The 15,777-nt window shown below is 73.0% G+C and carries 10 protein-coding genes; 7 read left to right on the forward strand and 3 right to left on the reverse strand.

Annotated elements, in window-relative coordinates:
• Positions 1–140: 140 nt before the first annotated feature.
• Entirely contained in the window at positions 141–884 is a 744-nt protein-coding gene (locus tag ACGH52_RS02390) for an ABC transporter ATP-binding protein (protein WP_399937187.1), read from the forward strand.
• Positions 884–3,397 carry an ABC transporter permease gene (locus tag ACGH52_RS02395; RefSeq protein WP_210975085.1) on the forward strand — a complete coding sequence of 838 codons (2,514 nt, stop codon included), beginning with the start codon at positions 884–886 and terminating at the stop codon, positions 3,395–3,397. The genes ACGH52_RS02390 and ACGH52_RS02395 overlap by 1 nt, the downstream gene beginning before the upstream one ends.
• Before the next feature lie 72 nt (positions 3,398–3,469).
• Here ACGH52_RS02395 and ACGH52_RS02400 read toward each other — a convergent pair whose 3' ends face one another.
• The 3 genes from ACGH52_RS02400 to ACGH52_RS02410 are packed head-to-tail and all read right to left on the reverse strand — an operon-like array spanning position 3,470 to position 7,252.
• Positions 3,470–5,479 carry a glycosyl hydrolase family 95 catalytic domain-containing protein gene (locus tag ACGH52_RS02400; protein WP_399937190.1) on the reverse strand — a complete coding sequence of 670 codons (2,010 nt, stop codon included), beginning with the start codon at positions 5,477–5,479 and terminating at the stop codon, positions 3,470–3,472.
• Between the two features lie 22 nt (positions 5,480–5,501).
• A complete protein-coding gene (locus ACGH52_RS02405) occupies positions 5,502–6,392 on the reverse strand; it encodes a hypothetical protein (RefSeq protein ID WP_399937192.1) in 891 nt (296 codons plus the stop codon).
• A complete protein-coding gene (locus ACGH52_RS02410) occupies positions 6,389–7,252 on the reverse strand; it encodes an aspartyl/asparaginyl beta-hydroxylase domain-containing protein (RefSeq protein ID WP_193777925.1) in 864 nt (287 codons plus the stop codon). The genes ACGH52_RS02405 and ACGH52_RS02410 overlap by 4 nt, the downstream gene beginning before the upstream one ends.
• A gap of 274 nt (positions 7,253–7,526) precedes the next feature.
• Here ACGH52_RS02410 and ACGH52_RS02415 point away from each other — a divergent pair, with 274 nt between their 5' ends.
• The 5 genes from ACGH52_RS02415 (at position 7,527) to hisC (ending at position 15,735) form a co-directional block, all read left to right on the forward strand.
• Positions 7,527–8,471: an ABC transporter ATP-binding protein gene (locus tag ACGH52_RS02415; RefSeq protein ID WP_121704729.1), complete on the forward strand. Its 945-nt coding sequence runs from the start codon at positions 7,527–7,529 to the stop codon at positions 8,469–8,471.
• On the forward strand, positions 8,468–9,286 hold the full coding sequence (locus tag ACGH52_RS02420; RefSeq protein ID WP_121704730.1) for an ABC transporter: 819 nt from the start codon (positions 8,468–8,470) through the stop codon (positions 9,284–9,286). The genes ACGH52_RS02415 and ACGH52_RS02420 overlap by 4 nt, the downstream gene beginning before the upstream one ends.
• Before the next feature lie 275 nt (positions 9,287–9,561).
• Positions 9,562–10,779: a cytochrome P450 gene (locus tag ACGH52_RS02425; RefSeq protein WP_399937197.1), complete on the forward strand. Its 1,218-nt coding sequence runs from the start codon at positions 9,562–9,564 to the stop codon at positions 10,777–10,779.
• 23 nt (positions 10,780–10,802) lie between these two features.
• A complete protein-coding gene (locus ACGH52_RS02430; RefSeq protein ID WP_399937200.1) occupies positions 10,803–13,553 on the forward strand; it encodes a ferritin-like domain-containing protein in 2,751 nt (916 codons plus the stop codon).
• A 64-nt stretch (positions 13,554–13,617) separates the two neighbouring features.
• Positions 13,618–15,735 carry a histidinol-phosphate transaminase gene (gene hisC, locus ACGH52_RS02435; RefSeq protein ID WP_399937202.1) on the forward strand — a complete coding sequence of 706 codons (2,118 nt, stop codon included), beginning with the start codon at positions 13,618–13,620 and terminating at the stop codon, positions 15,733–15,735.
• The last annotated feature ends 42 nt before the right edge of the window (positions 15,736–15,777 follow it).

The following is a 15,777-nucleotide window of genomic DNA, read 5'->3' on the forward strand; positions in this document are numbered from 1 at the left end:
GGCTCGTCGCGTGCTGTTCCGTCCGACCGGAGTCTGTCCCTCCCCCCACGAAGGTGGGGTGCGGCCACGACCTAAGTGAGACGCGATCGTGGACTTTTCGGCGACGTGCGGACGGCGGCCGCCGCCCCAGACTCGGGTCCATGACTGACACCACAGACGCTGTCCGGGCCTCGGGGCTGGGCAAGCACTACGGGACCGGGGACGCCCGGGTGACCGCCCTCGCGGGCGTCGACGTGCGGTTCCCGCGCCAGGAGTTCACCGCCATCATGGGCCCCTCCGGTTCCGGCAAGTCCACCTTGATGCACTGCGTGGCCGGCCTCGACAAGGCCGACGAGGGCAGGGTCTGGATCGGCGACACCGAGCTGACCGGACTGGGCGACGACGCCCTGACCGACCTGCGCCGGGACCGGATCGGGTTTGTGTTCCAGGCGTTCAACCTGCTGCCCACGCTGACCGCCCTGGAGAACATCATGCTGCCGTTCGACCTGGCGGGGCAGAAGCCGGACCAGGAGGTGCTGGACCGGATCGTGACCACCGTGAACCTGCGGGACCGGCTCCACCACCGGCCCAGCCAGCTCTCCGGCGGCCAGCAGCAGCGGGTGGCGGTGGCCCGCGCGCTGGTGACGGAGCCGGAGGTCGTCTTCGCTGACGAGCCGACCGGCGCGCTCGACTCCACCGCGTCGGCGGAGCTGCTGCGGTTCCTGCGGCGCAGCGTCGACGACCTCGGCCGGACGGTGGTGATGGTGACCCATGAGCCCAGTGCCGCGGCGTTCGCCGACCGGGTGCTGTTCCTGCAGGACGGCGCCATCGTCGACGAGGTGTTCGCGCCCACCGCGGACAGCGTCCTGGAGCGCATGAAGTCCTTCGAGAGGGCTGTGTCCTGATGTTCAAGACCATGCTGCGCGACCTGCTCGCGCACAAGGGGCGGGTGCTGATGACCCTGGTGGCGATCGCCCTGGGTGTCACGGCGACGGTCGGCAGCTGGGTGGTGAGCGACTCCATCGCGGCCACCCTGACGCTGCGTGAGACGCGGGACGACGTCAGCGTCGCCGTGCAGAGCCCCGGCAAGGAGCCGGCGCTGGGCGCCACGGAGCGGGACCGGCTCGCGGCGCTCCCGGGTGTGGCGGCCGCCGAGGGCGTCGTGGTCGGCCGGGCGGGTCTCGTGGGCCCGGACGGCAAGCTCGTCAAGAGCGGCACGGTCCTGGACCGGGCGGGCACCAACTGGAGCAACGACGAGCGGTTCACGCTGGACGCCGGCCGCAAGCCGCAGGGCACCGGGGAGGTCGCCCTCAACAGCACCGACGCCGAGTCGGCCGGGTTCGGCGTCGGCGACACCGTGCGGGTCCTGCTCGCCGGCGGGCGGTCCGAACGGGCCGAGGTGGCGGGCCTGTTCACCTACCACCGGCTGGGACCGCAGGCGGAGGCCGACTCCGACGAGGCGTCGGACGCCGTACCCGTCGTCGCCTACGACAACGCCGGCGCCGCCCGCTTCCTCGGCGCCCGCTACCACCGCGTCGAGCTGACCGCCGAGCCCGGCGTGGCGGCGGACGCGCTCGCCGGGACCGCACGGGGCGCCGTGCCCGGGACGTACCCAGTGGAGACGGGCCGGGCGCTCGCCGACGCGGCGGCCGCCCAGTCGGACGACGAGGCGCAGGACCTGCGGATGACCATGCTGCCGTTCGCGGCGGTCGCCCTGCTGGTCGGCATGTTCGTCATCGCCAACACCTTCACGATGCTGGTCAGCCAGCGCACCCGGCAGTACGCGCTGCTGCGGGCCGTCGGCGCCCGCAGGCGGCAGGTCAGGAAGGGCATCATCGCGGAGGCGGCGGTGCTGGGCGTGGCCGGGGGCACACTCGGCACGCTCGCCGGTGTCGGCCTGGGCCCGCTGCTGATCGGCGTGATGCGGCCCGACGACGACGTGGAGTTCACCGTACGGCCCACCGCGATCCTGCTCGGCTACGGCGTCGCGGTGATCGTGACGGTGCTGGCCGCCTACGCCTCGGCCCGGCGTGCCGCCGCCGTCCCGCCGGTGGCCGCGCTGCGCACCGACGCGGTGATGCCGCGGGAGACCAAGCGGCGGCGCAACCTGCTCGGTGTGGCGCTGCTCGTCGTGTCCGCCGCCATGGTGATCGCGACGGCCGACCCCAGCTCCTCCAACCTGCTGCGCATCGTCGCGCTGGTGGGCGCGGTGCTCGGAGTGGTCGGCGCGATCCTGCTGGCGCCGTTCCTCGCCGAGCGGCTGCTGCTGCCGCTCACCCGGCTGGTCGGCAGGCGCGGTGGCGCCTCGGTGCGGCTGGGTCTGCGCAACGCCGCGGGCGACCCTCGGCGCACCGCGGGCACGGCGACGGCCATCACCGTGGGGCTCGGTCTGGTGTGCGCGTTCGCGACGCTGAGCGCGTCCTTCGCCGACCTGATCGCCTCCACGACCCGCGCCAACGTGCCGCTGACGACGACCGTGCTCCAGTCGGCGGCGGGCGGCGAGTCGACGCTGACGCCCGCCGAGGTGGAGCGGGTGCGCTCCGTGCCGGGCGTCGACCGGGTCGCCGCGAGCCGTGATGTGCTCGCCGATCTGACGTACGAGGGCGGCAAGACCGTGCGGCGGATCTCCGCGATCGAGCCCGAGGCCCTGCGCACCGTGCTCACGCCCGAGATCACGGCCGGTTCCCCTGATCTGACCCGCGGCGTGGTCATCTCCCGCAACCAGGCCGACATGCTGGGGCTGGGCATGGACGACGAGATCACCCTCGGACTTGACGCCAAGACGTCCGTGACCCAGCGCGTGGTGGGCATCTACGACGCGACGGAGCTCCAGGCGAGCATCTACCTGGACGCGGCGAAGGCGCCCGAGGCGCTGCGCCGGCAGATCACTCTTCTGTACGCCACGGGCTCCGACCCGGACCAGGCACGGGCCGGGATCGAGGCGGCGTTCCGGGACCGGCCCGACGTGACGGTCACCGACCGGGAGGGCCTGGTCGAGCAGGGTGTCGACCAGCAGCGCTTCGCGTTCACGCTGATGTACGCCATGTTCGGGGTGGCGATCGTCATCGCGGTGTTCGGCGTCGTCAACACGCTGGTGCTGTCGGTGATGGAGCGGACCCGGGAGATCGGCGTGATGCGGGCGGTGGGGGCCAAACGGCTCCTGGTGCGACGCACCATCCGGGCGGAGAGCATCGTCATCTCGATGTTCGGGGCGGTGCTCGGCGTGGTGGTGGGCGTGCCGGTGGGTGCCGTGATGCAGCACGCGATGTTCGGACAGCTGCTGTGGGACTTCACGATGCCGTTCACCGTGATCGGGGCGGCTCTGGTGGGCATCTCGGTGGCCGCGGTGCTGGCGGCGATGTGGCCCGCCCGGCGGGCGGCCGGTACGAACATGCTGGAGGCGATCTCCGGCAAGTGACGGCCGCGACGCGAAACGGTGGCGGGGCAGGTGGGTGTCCACCTGCCCCGCCACCGTGGCATGCGGTTGGGGTCAGTGGGCCGCAGGGACTTGATGGACCGTCAGGTCGGGGTCGTCACCAGGACGCAGGACGGTCAGGGTCGCCCCCGGGGCCGGGTGCACCAGCACGGCGCCGGGTCCGGCCGGGCGTGCCGCGACCCTGCGGTGGGGCGTGGTGTCTCCGGGGCGGCTGGTCCACACCTCCGTGTCGCCGTCGATGCCGTGCCGCAGGGTGAGCGGGTCGCCGTCGGCGGCGCCGACCCGGACCCAGCGGGTACGGCCCGCGTGGCGCTCGGCGTCCACCACGTGCCCGCCTGGGGCGAGCAGGCCGGCGACGAGGGCGTCCGGCCAGTCGTCGGGCACCGCCGGGAACACGTCCACCCGGTCGCCGTCCGCGCCGACGAGGAGCTCCAGCAGCGCCTGCCCCGCCGGGAAGGGGGCGGCGGCGCGCGGCGAGACGGCCTCGCGGTACAGGGAGTTGGGCGCCAGGACGTCCGCCCCGTCGCCGGGCTCCCCGGTGAGATGGCGCAACAGCTCCAGGGCGAGGGGCGCGTCGCGCAGGGCCGCCGCCATGGCCGCGCCGACGGCGTACGAACCCGCGTGCCAGGCGTCGCGCATACCGGCCCAGTGGTGGAGGCTGCGCCGCGCGAGCGCCGGGTCGGCGCCCGGGTGGGGGTCCTGGCGCAGGGGCAGCAGCCAGGTGAGGTGGGAGGGCTCCGCGCAGGAACGGGCGACCCGGAGTCCGGCCCCGACCATGACGCCCGTGGTGTCGGTGTGACATGGCGTCAGCCTGGCGGCGAGTTCTTCCCAGTGGGCCAGGCGGGGGTCCTTCTCACGGAGCCTGCGGGTGGCCGTGACGAGCGTGGCGACCGCCCAGCGCAGCAGCGACAGGTCGTGCGTGCAGTCGCTGACGTCGGCCTGGCCGGGTGAGTGCGTGACGGGCAGGTGCAGGCGTCCGTCGACCCCCTCCATGAGGAAACCCGAGAAGTAGCCGACCACTCCGGCGAGCGCGGGGCGCAGCAGGTCGCGCACGATGCGCGGATCGCCCGTGTAGCGGTGGGCCTCCCACAGGGCCAGCGCACCGGAGGCCCGCACGGGGTCGTCGGTGCGTCCCGCCTTGGAGCCGACCCCGGGCAGCGCGCCGGCCAGGTGCTCGTATGCGGGCGACGGGCCCTGTTCGAGTGCCGCCGGGACCGGTCCGATGTCGAGGTGGCCCGAGGGTCCGAGCAGCGTCGGCGCGTCGGCCAGCCGTCCGGGCCGCGGGTCGGTCACGGCGGCCAGGGTGTACGTCTGGGCCCGGTGGAACCGTTGCAGGGACCGCTCGGGCAGCGACACGTAGCCGCGCCGGTGGAAAGCGTGCCACCAGGCCCGGTGCCGGGTCACCGCGGCGTCCGTGCCGGTCGCGAGGAGTTCACGCAGGGCGCCCTCGCCGACGCCCGTGGCGTCCGCCGGTGAGGCGGCGAGCAGGTGCCGGTCGCCGTGCTCGCGGGTCACCGAACGCAGGGGCAGCCCGCGCCTCTCGGAGGGGGGAGCGGTGAAGGAGAGGCGTTCGCCGCCCTCGGTACGGGCGCGCAGCAGCAGCGTGGGGCTGTGCCGGTCGACCAGGGCCGAGAAGGTGACGGTGCCGCGGGTCGTGGTGACGCGCCCGGTGAGTTCGGCGTCCCACAGGTCGAGGACGCACCTCGTGGTGGTGGGAGCCCCCAGGAACAGCAGTTCCAGCACCCCGGCGGGCGGCTCCGCCGACCGGGTGCCCGGCCCGCCGACCAGCAGCCGCACCCCGCGTCCACCGGGTGCGGCCACGGCCCGGACGACGAGTCGGCCGTTGCCGAGGTGGGGGGCCAGGCGCGGGTCCCGAGGAAGGGCGTCCCACTCCGTACGGGCGTCCCGCACCGCCTGTTCGTGGGGGTCGTCGGTCGTGGCTTCCGCCCCGGCCGCCCGGGCGAGGGGCGCCTCCGCGGTCCAGGAGACCGCGGAGGCGGAGGCGGCGGCCAGGCCGCCCGCCGACGTGCGGAGGAAGGTCCGTCTGGCGAATCCCGCGTTCACGTCGGGCTCCCGGTGGGTCGGGTCAGTCGAGGTGGAGGTAGCGGCGGTAGGAGTCGGTGGGGCCGGCGAGCGAGGCCACGGCAGCCGGTGCGGCGTGTCCCGCGGTACGCAGCACCCGTTCGGCCGCGCGAGCCAGCGCCGCGTTGTCGACGGGCGGTCCCGCGGCCACCAGGGCGCGCAGCTCCCCGCGGCAGAGGCGGCCGATCGGGGTGAGCGCGAGCGTGTCGTCGAAGCCCGCCCAGCCGGCGGCGTAGCGCTCGGCCCGGGGCGCCGGTCCCGCACCGGCGATGAGCGAGACGCGCAGCAGCTCGCGGAGCGCGGTGCACATCAGGGTGAAACCGCCGTACGCCTCCAGGCTGCGGCCGGCGCGGGCGTCGGCGTGCACGACGTGCAGGCGCACGAGCGTCTCGGTGAGGAGTTCGGCGGGGTCCCCCTCGCGCTGGTGCTCGGCCGCCAGGAGGGCGGGCAGCGGGTCGTCGCCGGGCGCCCGGTCCGGTGCTCCGCCCTCGTCCGAGCGGTCCAGGAGGGTCCGGGAGCCGACGGGCGGCTCGGCGGCGGGGGTACCCGCCGCCACGGTGCGCACCCGCAGGCGGACGAGGTGGTCGTCCTGCGGGACGAGGTGGACCGACTCCAGCGCGTCGGGGACGGACCGGTCGCGCCAGCCGGGCAGTACCGCGCCGACCTCGCTCTGCACCAGCGTGTCGAGGACGTTCCACAGGTCTCCGAGCCGGTCGCCGCGCACGACGGCCTGGAGCAGCGCCTTGCCGTCGTGGTGCGGTCCGGCCTGCGGTGGGACGGCGTGCAGCGCGCGCACCTCTGGGCTCGTGCCCAGGGCGGCCGCGACGCGCTCCAGGCAGGCGAGAGCGGGGGGACGAGCGGTGCCGGGCGGATCCGAGACGAGTGTGGGGGTCACGGCTGCTCCTCCTCGGTGGGGGTGGGGGGCGGGTCGAGGCAGAGCATGACGTTCTTCTTGGCCGCCCAGGCTTCCGCCCGCTCCTCGTCGCCGAGGCGCTGGTAGGTGCCGACGATCAGGTCGTAGACCGTGCCGTCCGGCATGGCGTAGCGGTAGAAGAGCCGCAGCAGTGAGTGCTCGGCGGCCTCGTGGTAGCCCATTCCGGCGAGCATGACGGCCAGGTCGACGTGCTCGGCGAGTTCCTTCTTCGACGGCTCCGGCAGCAGGTCGACGGGGACGCCGTCGAGGCCCAGGCCGGCGGTCAGCTCCTCGAACGCCTCGTCGCCGTAGCAGTCCATGATGAGGTGCAGCCGGTCGGGGCCCGTGAGGTTGCAGGCGCCGTGCGCGTGGGTCGGCATCAGCCACCACAGGTGGCCGTGCGCCATGTGGACCCGCGCCCCGCCGGTGACCAGCGCGCTGGAGCGGTTGGTCACCAGCGGGATGTGCAGACGGTGGTGCTGCCGCTCGTCGGTCAGCTCGTGGTAGTCCCTGTGCTCCCACAGGAAGGAGTTGGGCTGGAGACGGGCTATGCGTGCCCACATGTAGCGCAGCCCGAAGGACCGCAGCAGTTCGCGCGTGGCGGGCATGCGCTCCAGGAGCGTCGTCTCCTTGGCCTCGCAGTCCCGGATGGTGGCGTCCATGGGGTCACCGCTGTCGTTGTAGAGCGAGAGGGTTTTCCACCCCCCGCTCTGATACTCACCGTATTCCGTCGCCAGATTCTCCGGAACCGTCAGTGCCTCGCGTCCGACGAGATCCAGGGTGTACGGGTCCAGCGCGCGAATACGGCCGACCTGTTCCGACAACACGGACAAGGCCTTCATGGAACGTCTTCCTTCCGGTCGGCCGGTGATACCGCGAGCCATGCTGGTCGATAACCGCCCCGAAAGTCACCGCTCTTAAGTCCCGGGCGAAAAACGCTCCACCTCGCACCGCGTCGCGGGACCGCACCGAAGGTCCGGCGGGACCTGCCGGCGCCGACCGGAAGAGCGGCCCGCCCCCCGACGAAAGTGGTAGACAACCGATTCCCATCGTCGGATGCACCGCGCCCCACCGATTTCTACGGTGGTCACATCGGCACAGCGACAGGGAGCGAGCATGATTACCCTCAGCGGGCTCACCAAGAGGTACGGGACGGTGACCGCGGTGGACGGCCTCGACCTCACGATCACGCCGGGGCGGGTGACCGGCTTCCTCGGGCCCAACGGCGCGGGGAAGTCCACGACGATGCGGATGATCCTCGGCCTCGACCGGCCGACGGCGGGCCAGGCCCTGGTCAACGGCAAGAGGTACGAGGAACTGCGCCATCCCCTCCGCGAGGTGGGCGCGCTCCTGGACGCCAAGGCCCTGCACCCGGGGCGGACCGCCCGGAACCACCTGCTGTCCATGGCCCGCAGCAACGGCATCGCACGACAGAGGGTCGACGAGGTGCTGGAGGCGGTGGGACTCACGTCGGTGGCGAGCCGCCGGGTCGGCCTGTTCTCCCTGGGGATGGGCCAGCGGCTCGGCATCGCGGGGGCGCTGCTCGGCGACCCCGACGTGCTGATCTTCGACGAGCCGGTGAACGGGCTCGACCCGGACGGGGTGCGCTGGGTGCGCTCCATCGCGCGCTCGCTGGCCGAGGAGGGCCGCACGGTCTTCCTCTCCAGCCATCTGATGAGCGAGATGCAGCAGACCGCGGACCAGGTCGTCGTCATCGGCAAGGGCAAGCTCATCGCGGACACCCCGGTGCTGGAGCTGATCGAGCGCAGCTCCCTGGGCACCGTGCGGGTGCGGGTCCCCGACCCGACGGACCGCGCGGACCTGGTCGGGCGGATCACCGCGGCGGGCTTCGGGGCCGACGTCACCGCGGACGACGCGGTGATCGTGCGGAGCGCCACCCCCGAGCAGGTCGGTGACCTGGCGCACGAGGCCGGGATCCGGCTGCACGAACTGCGCCTGCAGGAACCCTCCCTGGAGGAGGCGTACATGGAACTGACCTCCGACAGTGTCGAGTACGGCACCGCGCGGAGCGCGAACGTGACAGGCGGGTGGGACGCATGAACGACACGACGACCGCTCCGGCGGCACCGGTGGCACCGGCGCGGGGCCGCGGCGGGCTGGTGGGGGCCGCGGCGGCGGAATGGACGAAGCTGTGGGGTGTGCGCTCCACCTGGGTGTGCCTGGCGTCCACGGCCGCGCTGGTGGTCGCCTACACGGTGATCGTGGGGGTCTCTGCGCGGTCCTCGACGGCGCAGGCCTCCGGCGGCGAGCCGCCGACGGACCCGCTGGCGAACCTGGGCACCGGGGTCGTCTTCATGGGGCAGTTCGCGGTGCTCGCGCTGGCCACGATGGTCATCGCGTCCGAGTACGCGACCGGCAGCATCCGCGGGACGTTGCAGTGCGTGCCGGTGCGGCACCGGATGCTGCTCTCGAAGAGCGTGGTCCTGGTGCCGGTGCTGTTCGTGACGGGTCTCGTCGTCGCGCCGTTGGGGCTGGGCTCGGCCGTCGCCGCGCTCGGCGACGTCGCCGATCCGGTGACGGCCGGGGCGAGCGTGCGGCAGGCGCTGGCCGTGGGCGGGTACCTCGGCGCGGTCGGCATGATCAGCGTCGGGATCGGGGCGGCCGTGCGCAGTGTGGCGGGGACCATCACGGTGGGCTTCCTGATCCTGCTGGTGCTTCCCATGACGCTGCAGTCGGTCTCGGTGGAGTTCGTGCAGAAGGCCGCCGACCTGCTGCCGGGACCGGCCGGCATGGCACTGATGGGCGTCTCCGAATCCGACACCTACGGCCCCGGAGCGGCCGCCGCGCTGCTGGTCTTCTGGGCCTTCGCCGCCAACGCGGCCGGCTACTGGGTGCTGCGCAACCGCGACGCCTGACGGCGTCGCCCGCCCCGGCACGGGGCACCCCTGCGTCCCGGGTCCCTACATCCCCCGGGGGACCCGGGACTCACCACCGCCGACCGGAATTTAAGCCGTGGCCAAAAGAAACAGGCAGGCCCCGGAATTCGCCGGGTAATGCGGCACCACTCCACACAATTCGAGAATGACCGAGGCTGACAGGGCAACGGGGCTGCGCTAGTCTCCAGTTGCCCTGTCAGCCGTTTGAATTCTCATTTCTCTGCTGGAGTGACATGCTGCCTGCTGGGCCCGAAATGGAAGAGCACGAGGCCCGCCCCCTCGACAAGGAAGTGGCGGATTTCTACGCCTGGCTGGCCCGCCTGCGGCAGGACGGCCCGGTCATGTTCGACCAATCCCTGCGGGCCTGGCAGATATTCGGGTACGACGAGGCGCTGCAGGTGCTGTCCGACCCCTCGTTCTCCGCGGACATGCGGGCCGCGAGCCGGGCCGCCGGGGTGGATACGCCCATCCCACCGGTCATCGAACGCCTCACCTCCGCCAGCTTCTTCACGATGGAACCGGCCCGGCACCGGGCGTTCCGGGGCCTGGTGAGCCAGGCGTTCTCGCGTCGGCTGGTGAACACGCTGGCCCCGCGCGTGGCCGAGACGGCGACCGCGATCCTGGACGGGCTGGACGGCACGGGCACCTTCGACCTGCTGGAGCGCTTCGCCTATCCGCTGCCCATGATCGTGCTGTGCGATCTGCTGGGCATCCCGCACGACGACCGGCGTGCCTTCCAGAGCTGGGCGTCGGCCCTGACCGACCCGGCCGCCGCGCAGGCCGCGGGCGCCGATCGGCTGGGCGAGGAACTGGAACAGCTGGAGCAGTACCTGCACGAACTGGTGCAGCGGCGCCGCCGGGAGCCGGACGGCGATCTGCTCAGCCGGCTGGCCGCCGCCGAGGTCGACGGGGAGCCGCTGACCGAGGACGAGGTGGTGAGCCTGGCCGCGGTGATGCTGCTGGCCGGTCACAACACCACGACGATGCTGCTGGCGAACCTGGTGGTCTGCCTGGACGAGAACCCGGCCGCCTCGGCCGCGGTGCGGGCCGACCGCAAGCTCCTGCCCGCGGCCATCGAGGAGGTCTTCCGCTACCGGGGCCCGCTCCCCCGCGCGCTGCGGCTGGCCACCCGCGACACCGAGGTCGCCGGCCACACCGTGCCCGCGGGCGCGCCCGTCGTCGTGTGGACGGCCGCCGCCAACTGGGACCCGGCGCAGTTCCCGGAGCCGGACCGGTTCGACCTGCACCGGACGTCCAACCGCCATCTCGGCTTCGGGCACGGCATGCACTTCTGCCTCGGCGCGCCGCTGGCCCGGGTGGTCGCCGAGATCGCCATGTCGCTGCTGATGGACCGCTGTTCACGGATCGCCGTCGCACGGGACGAACCACTGGCGTACCCGGCGCCGAGGGTCAACCTCGCTCCGGCGCGGCTCCCGGTGAACGTGCGCTGGGCCGCCCCGGCGGCCCGCTAGCTCCCGGGAGGGACGAACGCCCCGTGTCGTACCTGGGCTTTCCCCGGCTGAACTTCGCCGGGACGATACAGACCGACGTGGCCACGGCCAACAACGTGCCGCAGTACTTCGACAACGACCTGTTCGAGCCGCGCTTCCAGCGGCGGATGGACCTGCCCGACGTCAACGGGCTGTGGAACCCGCGCGGCCCCGGCACGCTGCGGCTCGCGGACGTCGCCGTCACCAGCGTCTGTCTGCCGGACGGCCGCCGGCTCACCGACGCGCGGGCCGATCCGGTCGTCGGGGCCCGCCTCGTCGACGACGACCTGCGCACCGACGGCAAGATGGTCGACCTGGACCCGCACAACCAGATGGTCCCGGAGATCTACGGCTGGCGGCCCCGGCTGCTCGACGCGGACGGGGACGAACTGCTGCGCGGCGACTTCCTTCCGTCGGCGGTGGAGGACCTGTGGCCGCGTGCCGACCTGCCCTCCGGGCGGCCGGACATGGCCGGTGCGTACCAGTCGGTGCTGACCGACGTGGCCTGGGCCGAACGCCTGCGCTCCCCCTTCCTGCGCGCGCTGCGGCGGCTCACCCAGGACGGGATGCTCTCGGTCAAGATGACGATGGACGCCGTCGAGGACGGCGTCGAGCACTGGCCGGACAACATCACCCTCGGCCGGGTCGTCGGCTCCATCGGCCCCTACTTCAAGGGCGAGCCGCGCCGGTTCGTCGCCGGGCGCAGACTGCGCAAGGCCGACGACCGCAGCCCGCTGTTCCACGCGCCGTGCCGGGTGGACGAGGCCTCCTCCACCGTCTTCGTCGACCTGGGCAACAGCATCCGCGCCGAGGGGCGCGGCGGCCCGCTCAAGGACGTCGGACCGCTCGCCCTGGCCGTGCTGGACGACGACGCCCGCCCGCAGATCCTCGCCCCGCTCGACGGCATCGACCGCGATTTCTACGAGCGCGGCGCGGGCATCGCCGCGGTCCGTCTCGACCGCGCCCAGCTGGCCCTGGCCGGACGCCGCCGGCTCGCGGTGGTGTCGGCCGGCGACTCACCGGCCACGCTGCTCAGCGAGAACGCCGACGCCTCGTGGGTGCACGCCGACGGCTCCGTGTTCCGCCTGCACCCGGACACCCCGCGGGAAAGCGCGGGCACGACCCTGTACGCGACGCGTCACGGCCGCCCGGCGGCGGGTGTACGGCTGTTCCTCGACGCGGGCCCGGCCCCGCGGCCGGTGTCACTGCCCGAGGAAGTGGTGACGGACGCCCAGGGCCGCGCCCGGGTGACGCTGACCGGCACGGACCCCGGCAATCCGCGCAAGGTGATCGACGGGGCGCTGGCCGAGGTGGCGTACGGACCGCTGCACCGCAGGGGCGAGCCCGACGGAAAGCTCTCGGTCCGCGTGTTCGACGCCTACCGCGCTCCCGAGCGGCCGACCTGGCTGCGGGACGTCCGGCCGGTCTTCCAGCAATACGCGAACCTCTACCCGGTCATGCGGGACGTGCTGGACCTGGGCAACTACAACGACGTGCTGCGCTACCGCACGTACATCAGGCGGACCCTGCTGGCGCCGCCGGACTCCCCCAACCACATGCCGGTCACCCGAGACCTCTCCCCAGGAAAGCGAGACATGATCGTGAGCTGGCTGGACAGCGGGCCCCGTCCCGAACTGCTCGACATCACCAGCGTCGAGGAGCTGAGGGACGTCCTCCAGCAGGCCATGCTGGTGGAGCTGGCGACCATCCCGCCGTACCTGGCCGCCCTGCTGTCCGTGAAGCCGGGGCACAACGTCGAGATCGTCGACCTGATCAGGGCCGTGGTGCGCGAGGAGATGCAGCACATGGCCCAGGTGTGCAACCTCCTCAACGCCGTCGGCGGAAAGCCCCGCATCGGCCGCCCCGGGCATGTGCCGACCTACCCCGGCGCCCTGCCGGCCGGTGTCCTGCCCGATCTTCAGGTGCGGCTGCGCAAGCTGTCGCTGGAACACGTCAGGGACGTGTTCATGACGATCGAGCAGCCGCAGCACCCCATGGTGGACGGCAAGCCGTTCAAGGGGCACGTGATCTCGCCGCAGAGTGTCCGCGTCACCCGCGACGGCGAGCTGCGGCACATCGAGGACGAGGACGTGCAGCGCCTGCGGACCTGGTTCTCGAAGGCGGAGTACGAACCGCAGACCATTGCCTGGCTGTACAACCGCATCGCCCGGGCCATCATCCGCCTCGACCGCGACGGCAAGCTGTTCACCGGTGATCCGGAGCGCCAGGTCGGCTGGCCGGACGCGCCGGGCACGCTGTACAAGGTCACCGACAGCCGGTCGGCGCTGCTCGCCGTCCACCAGATCGTGGAACAGGGCGAGGGCTCCCCGCACGACCTGGACGGCGACGGTCTGGGCGACCCCGGGGAGCTGGGGCACTACTACATGTTCGCCGAGATCGTGGAGGGCCGGCAGCTCGCCCGCGCCTCCGACGGCACCTGGGGCTACACCGGACCGCGGATTCCCTTCGACCCCGAGGGAGTCCACCCGGTGATCGACGACCCCGACACCTACCGGCTGCCCGCCGACTCGCTCGGGCGCCGCGAATCCCTGCGCTGCGACGCTTCCTACACCCGTCTCCTGACCGCCCTGAACCGGGTGTTCAACGGCCACCCCAAGGAGCTGGACGACGCCGTGGGACTGATGTTCCAGCTGCAGGTGGAGGCCAGGAAGCTGATGGCCGTGCCCTCCGCGGAGGGCGCCCGCACCGTTCTGGGGCCCGCGTTCCAGTCACCCGGGATCGAACTCGGCCAGTGAACGGCCGTCGGACCGGATCTCGTCGCGCCCTCGCATGCAGGCACTTCCAGTCAAAGGAGACACCGTGAGCCGTCCACCGACAGTGCACTCCCTCCACCGCGAGCACGAGCGGGCCGACGGGATGCTGCGCCTGCACTGCAACGAGAACCCCTACGGCCCGCCCTCGGGGGTGATCGCCTCGGTCACCAAGGAGCTGGAGGGCCGGTGCTCCACCTACCCGGACAGCGAGGTCACCGCGCTGCGCGAGGCCCTGGCCGGACACGTCGGCGTCGGCACGGACATGGTGGCGGTCGGCAACGGCGCCGACGAGCTGGTCCTGCTCATCACCCTCGCCTCGGCCGGACCCGGTGACACGGTCGTCGTCACGGAGTCCACCTTCCCCGGGTACGCCGCCTCGGCGGCCGTGGCGGGCGCGACCGTGCGCGGTGTGCCGCTGCACCGCGACCGGGTGTCCGCCACCGCCCTGACGGAGGCCGTGGACGACGGCGCGCGCCTGGTGTTCGTCTGCAACCCGCACAACCCGACGGGCACCGTCCTGTCCCCGGCCGCGGTCGAGGAGATCCTGCAGACCTGCGAACGCACGGGCGCGGTGCCGGTGTTCGACGAGGCGTACATCGAGTTCGCCGGGCCGGGCTTCGACCACGCCCTGGACGCCGTCCGTGCGGGCCGCAGGCTGCTGGTGCTGCGGACGTTCTCCAAGGCCTGGGGCCTGGCCGCCCTCCGAGCCGGCTACGCGGTGGGTCCTGCCGACCTCGTCGCGGGGATCATGGAGGCGCGCCGCCCGCTGCCGTTCAGCGTCAACCGGCTCGCCCAGCAGGCGGCGCTGGCCGCGCTGGGCAGCCCCGACCACATCGCCGAGGTGTACGAGCGCACCACGCGGGAGCGGGAGCGGCTGTGCCGCGCCCTGACCGGGCTGGGGGTGGCGTACGTGCCCTCGGTCACCAACTTCGTGATGGTCAAGACCCCGGGGAACAGCACCCGCTTCGCCTCGCGTCTCGCCGACGAGCACGGCATCCTGGTCCGCGACCTCGCGCCGTTCGGCTACCCGGGGCACGTGCGGGTGAGCATCGGGACCGCGGAGGACACCGACCAGTTCTGCGCGGCGCTGGGCAGTCTGCTGGCCTCGCCCCGGTCGCACGCCGCCACCGGCCACGGCCTGGGCGCGGCCCGTGACGTGCTGCCCGTGCCGACGCTGGACCCGGTCGCCCCGCAGGACCTGTTCAACGGCTACGTCGGCGCGCACGCGGTGTTCGCGCTGACCCGGCTGGGGGTCTGGGACCGGCTGGCGGAGGGGTCCGAGCACACCGTCGACGGGCTGGCCGTGCAGGCGGGCACCGATGCAGCCGGACTGATGCCGCTGCTGCGGGTCGCGGCACTGCTGGGCTACGTGGGCCTGACCGACGGGTCCGCTCCCGCGGTGCGGCTCACCGAGGCCGGCCGGGAACTGGTCCGGATGCGGGGCTTCTTCACCTGGGGCGTCGGCGGCTACCACGAGGTGCTGCGGAGCCTGCCCGCGCTCGCCCGCGGGACCTCCGTGTTCGAGCAGGACGTCGACCGGGACGGCGGGATGGTCGCCGTCGGCTCGGGCGAGGTGGGCCGGGAGATGATGCTGCCGCTGGAGCAGGAGGTGCTGGCCACCGTCGACTTCCGTACGGTCGCCGACCTCGGCTGCGGAGACGCCACTCGGCTGCTGCGGCTGTGCGACGGCCGGCCGCACCGGCGCGGGACCGGCATAGAGATCAACCAGGGGGCGTGCGTCCAGGCGAACAAGCGGGTCGCCGACGCGGGGCTCGCGGACCGCATCGACATCGTGCACGGGGACGCGCTGGATCTCTCGGGCCGGACGTTCCCCGAGGTCGACCTGGTGACCAGCTTCCTGATGATGCACGACCTGTTCGACGCCACCGGCGACCCCGTGGGGGTCATGCGCACGCTGCGCGAGGTCTTCCCGCGGGCCCGGCACTTCCTGATCGGTGACACGGTCGCCCAGGACTGGGAGGAGCGGCGGGAGGGCCTGCCGATGTTCTCCGTCGGGTTCGAGCTGGTCCACGCGTTCATGGACACGCCCATCATGAACCGCGGGACGTACGAGGACGCCTTCGCCGGTGCGGGGCTGCGGGTGGAGCGGCGCGAGCCGCTGGGCGCGCCGTCGACCTGGCTCTGGCTGCTGTCCACCGAGTGAGGCACCGTCGCAGGTGCAAGGGGCGGGGCGGTCGTCACGACC

This window comes from Streptomyces sp. BBFR25, assembly GCF_044590125.1.
Taxonomy (GTDB): domain Bacteria; phylum Actinomycetota; class Actinomycetes; order Streptomycetales; family Streptomycetaceae; genus Streptomyces; species Streptomyces canus_D.

Bases quoted from the DNA above. Each gene is read 5' to 3' on its own strand.
- ACGH52_RS02410 (WP_193777925.1), bottom strand. From the start codon at position 7,252: ATGAAGGCCTTGTCCGTGTTGTCGGAACAGGTCGGCCGTATTCGCGCG.
- ACGH52_RS02390 (WP_399937187.1), top strand. From the start codon at position 141: ATGACTGACACCACAGACGCTGTCCGGGCCTCGGGGCTGGGCAAGCAC.
- ACGH52_RS02425 (WP_399937197.1), top strand. From the start codon at position 9,562: ATGGAAGAGCACGAGGCCCGCCCCCTCGACAAGGAAGTGGCGGATTTC.
- ACGH52_RS02395 (WP_210975085.1), top strand. From the start codon at position 884: ATGTTCAAGACCATGCTGCGCGACCTGCTCGCGCACAAGGGGCGGGTG.
- ACGH52_RS02415 (WP_121704729.1), top strand. From the start codon at position 7,527: ATGATTACCCTCAGCGGGCTCACCAAGAGGTACGGGACGGTGACCGCG.
- ACGH52_RS02420 (WP_121704730.1), top strand. From the start codon at position 8,468: ATGAACGACACGACGACCGCTCCGGCGGCACCGGTGGCACCGGCGCGG.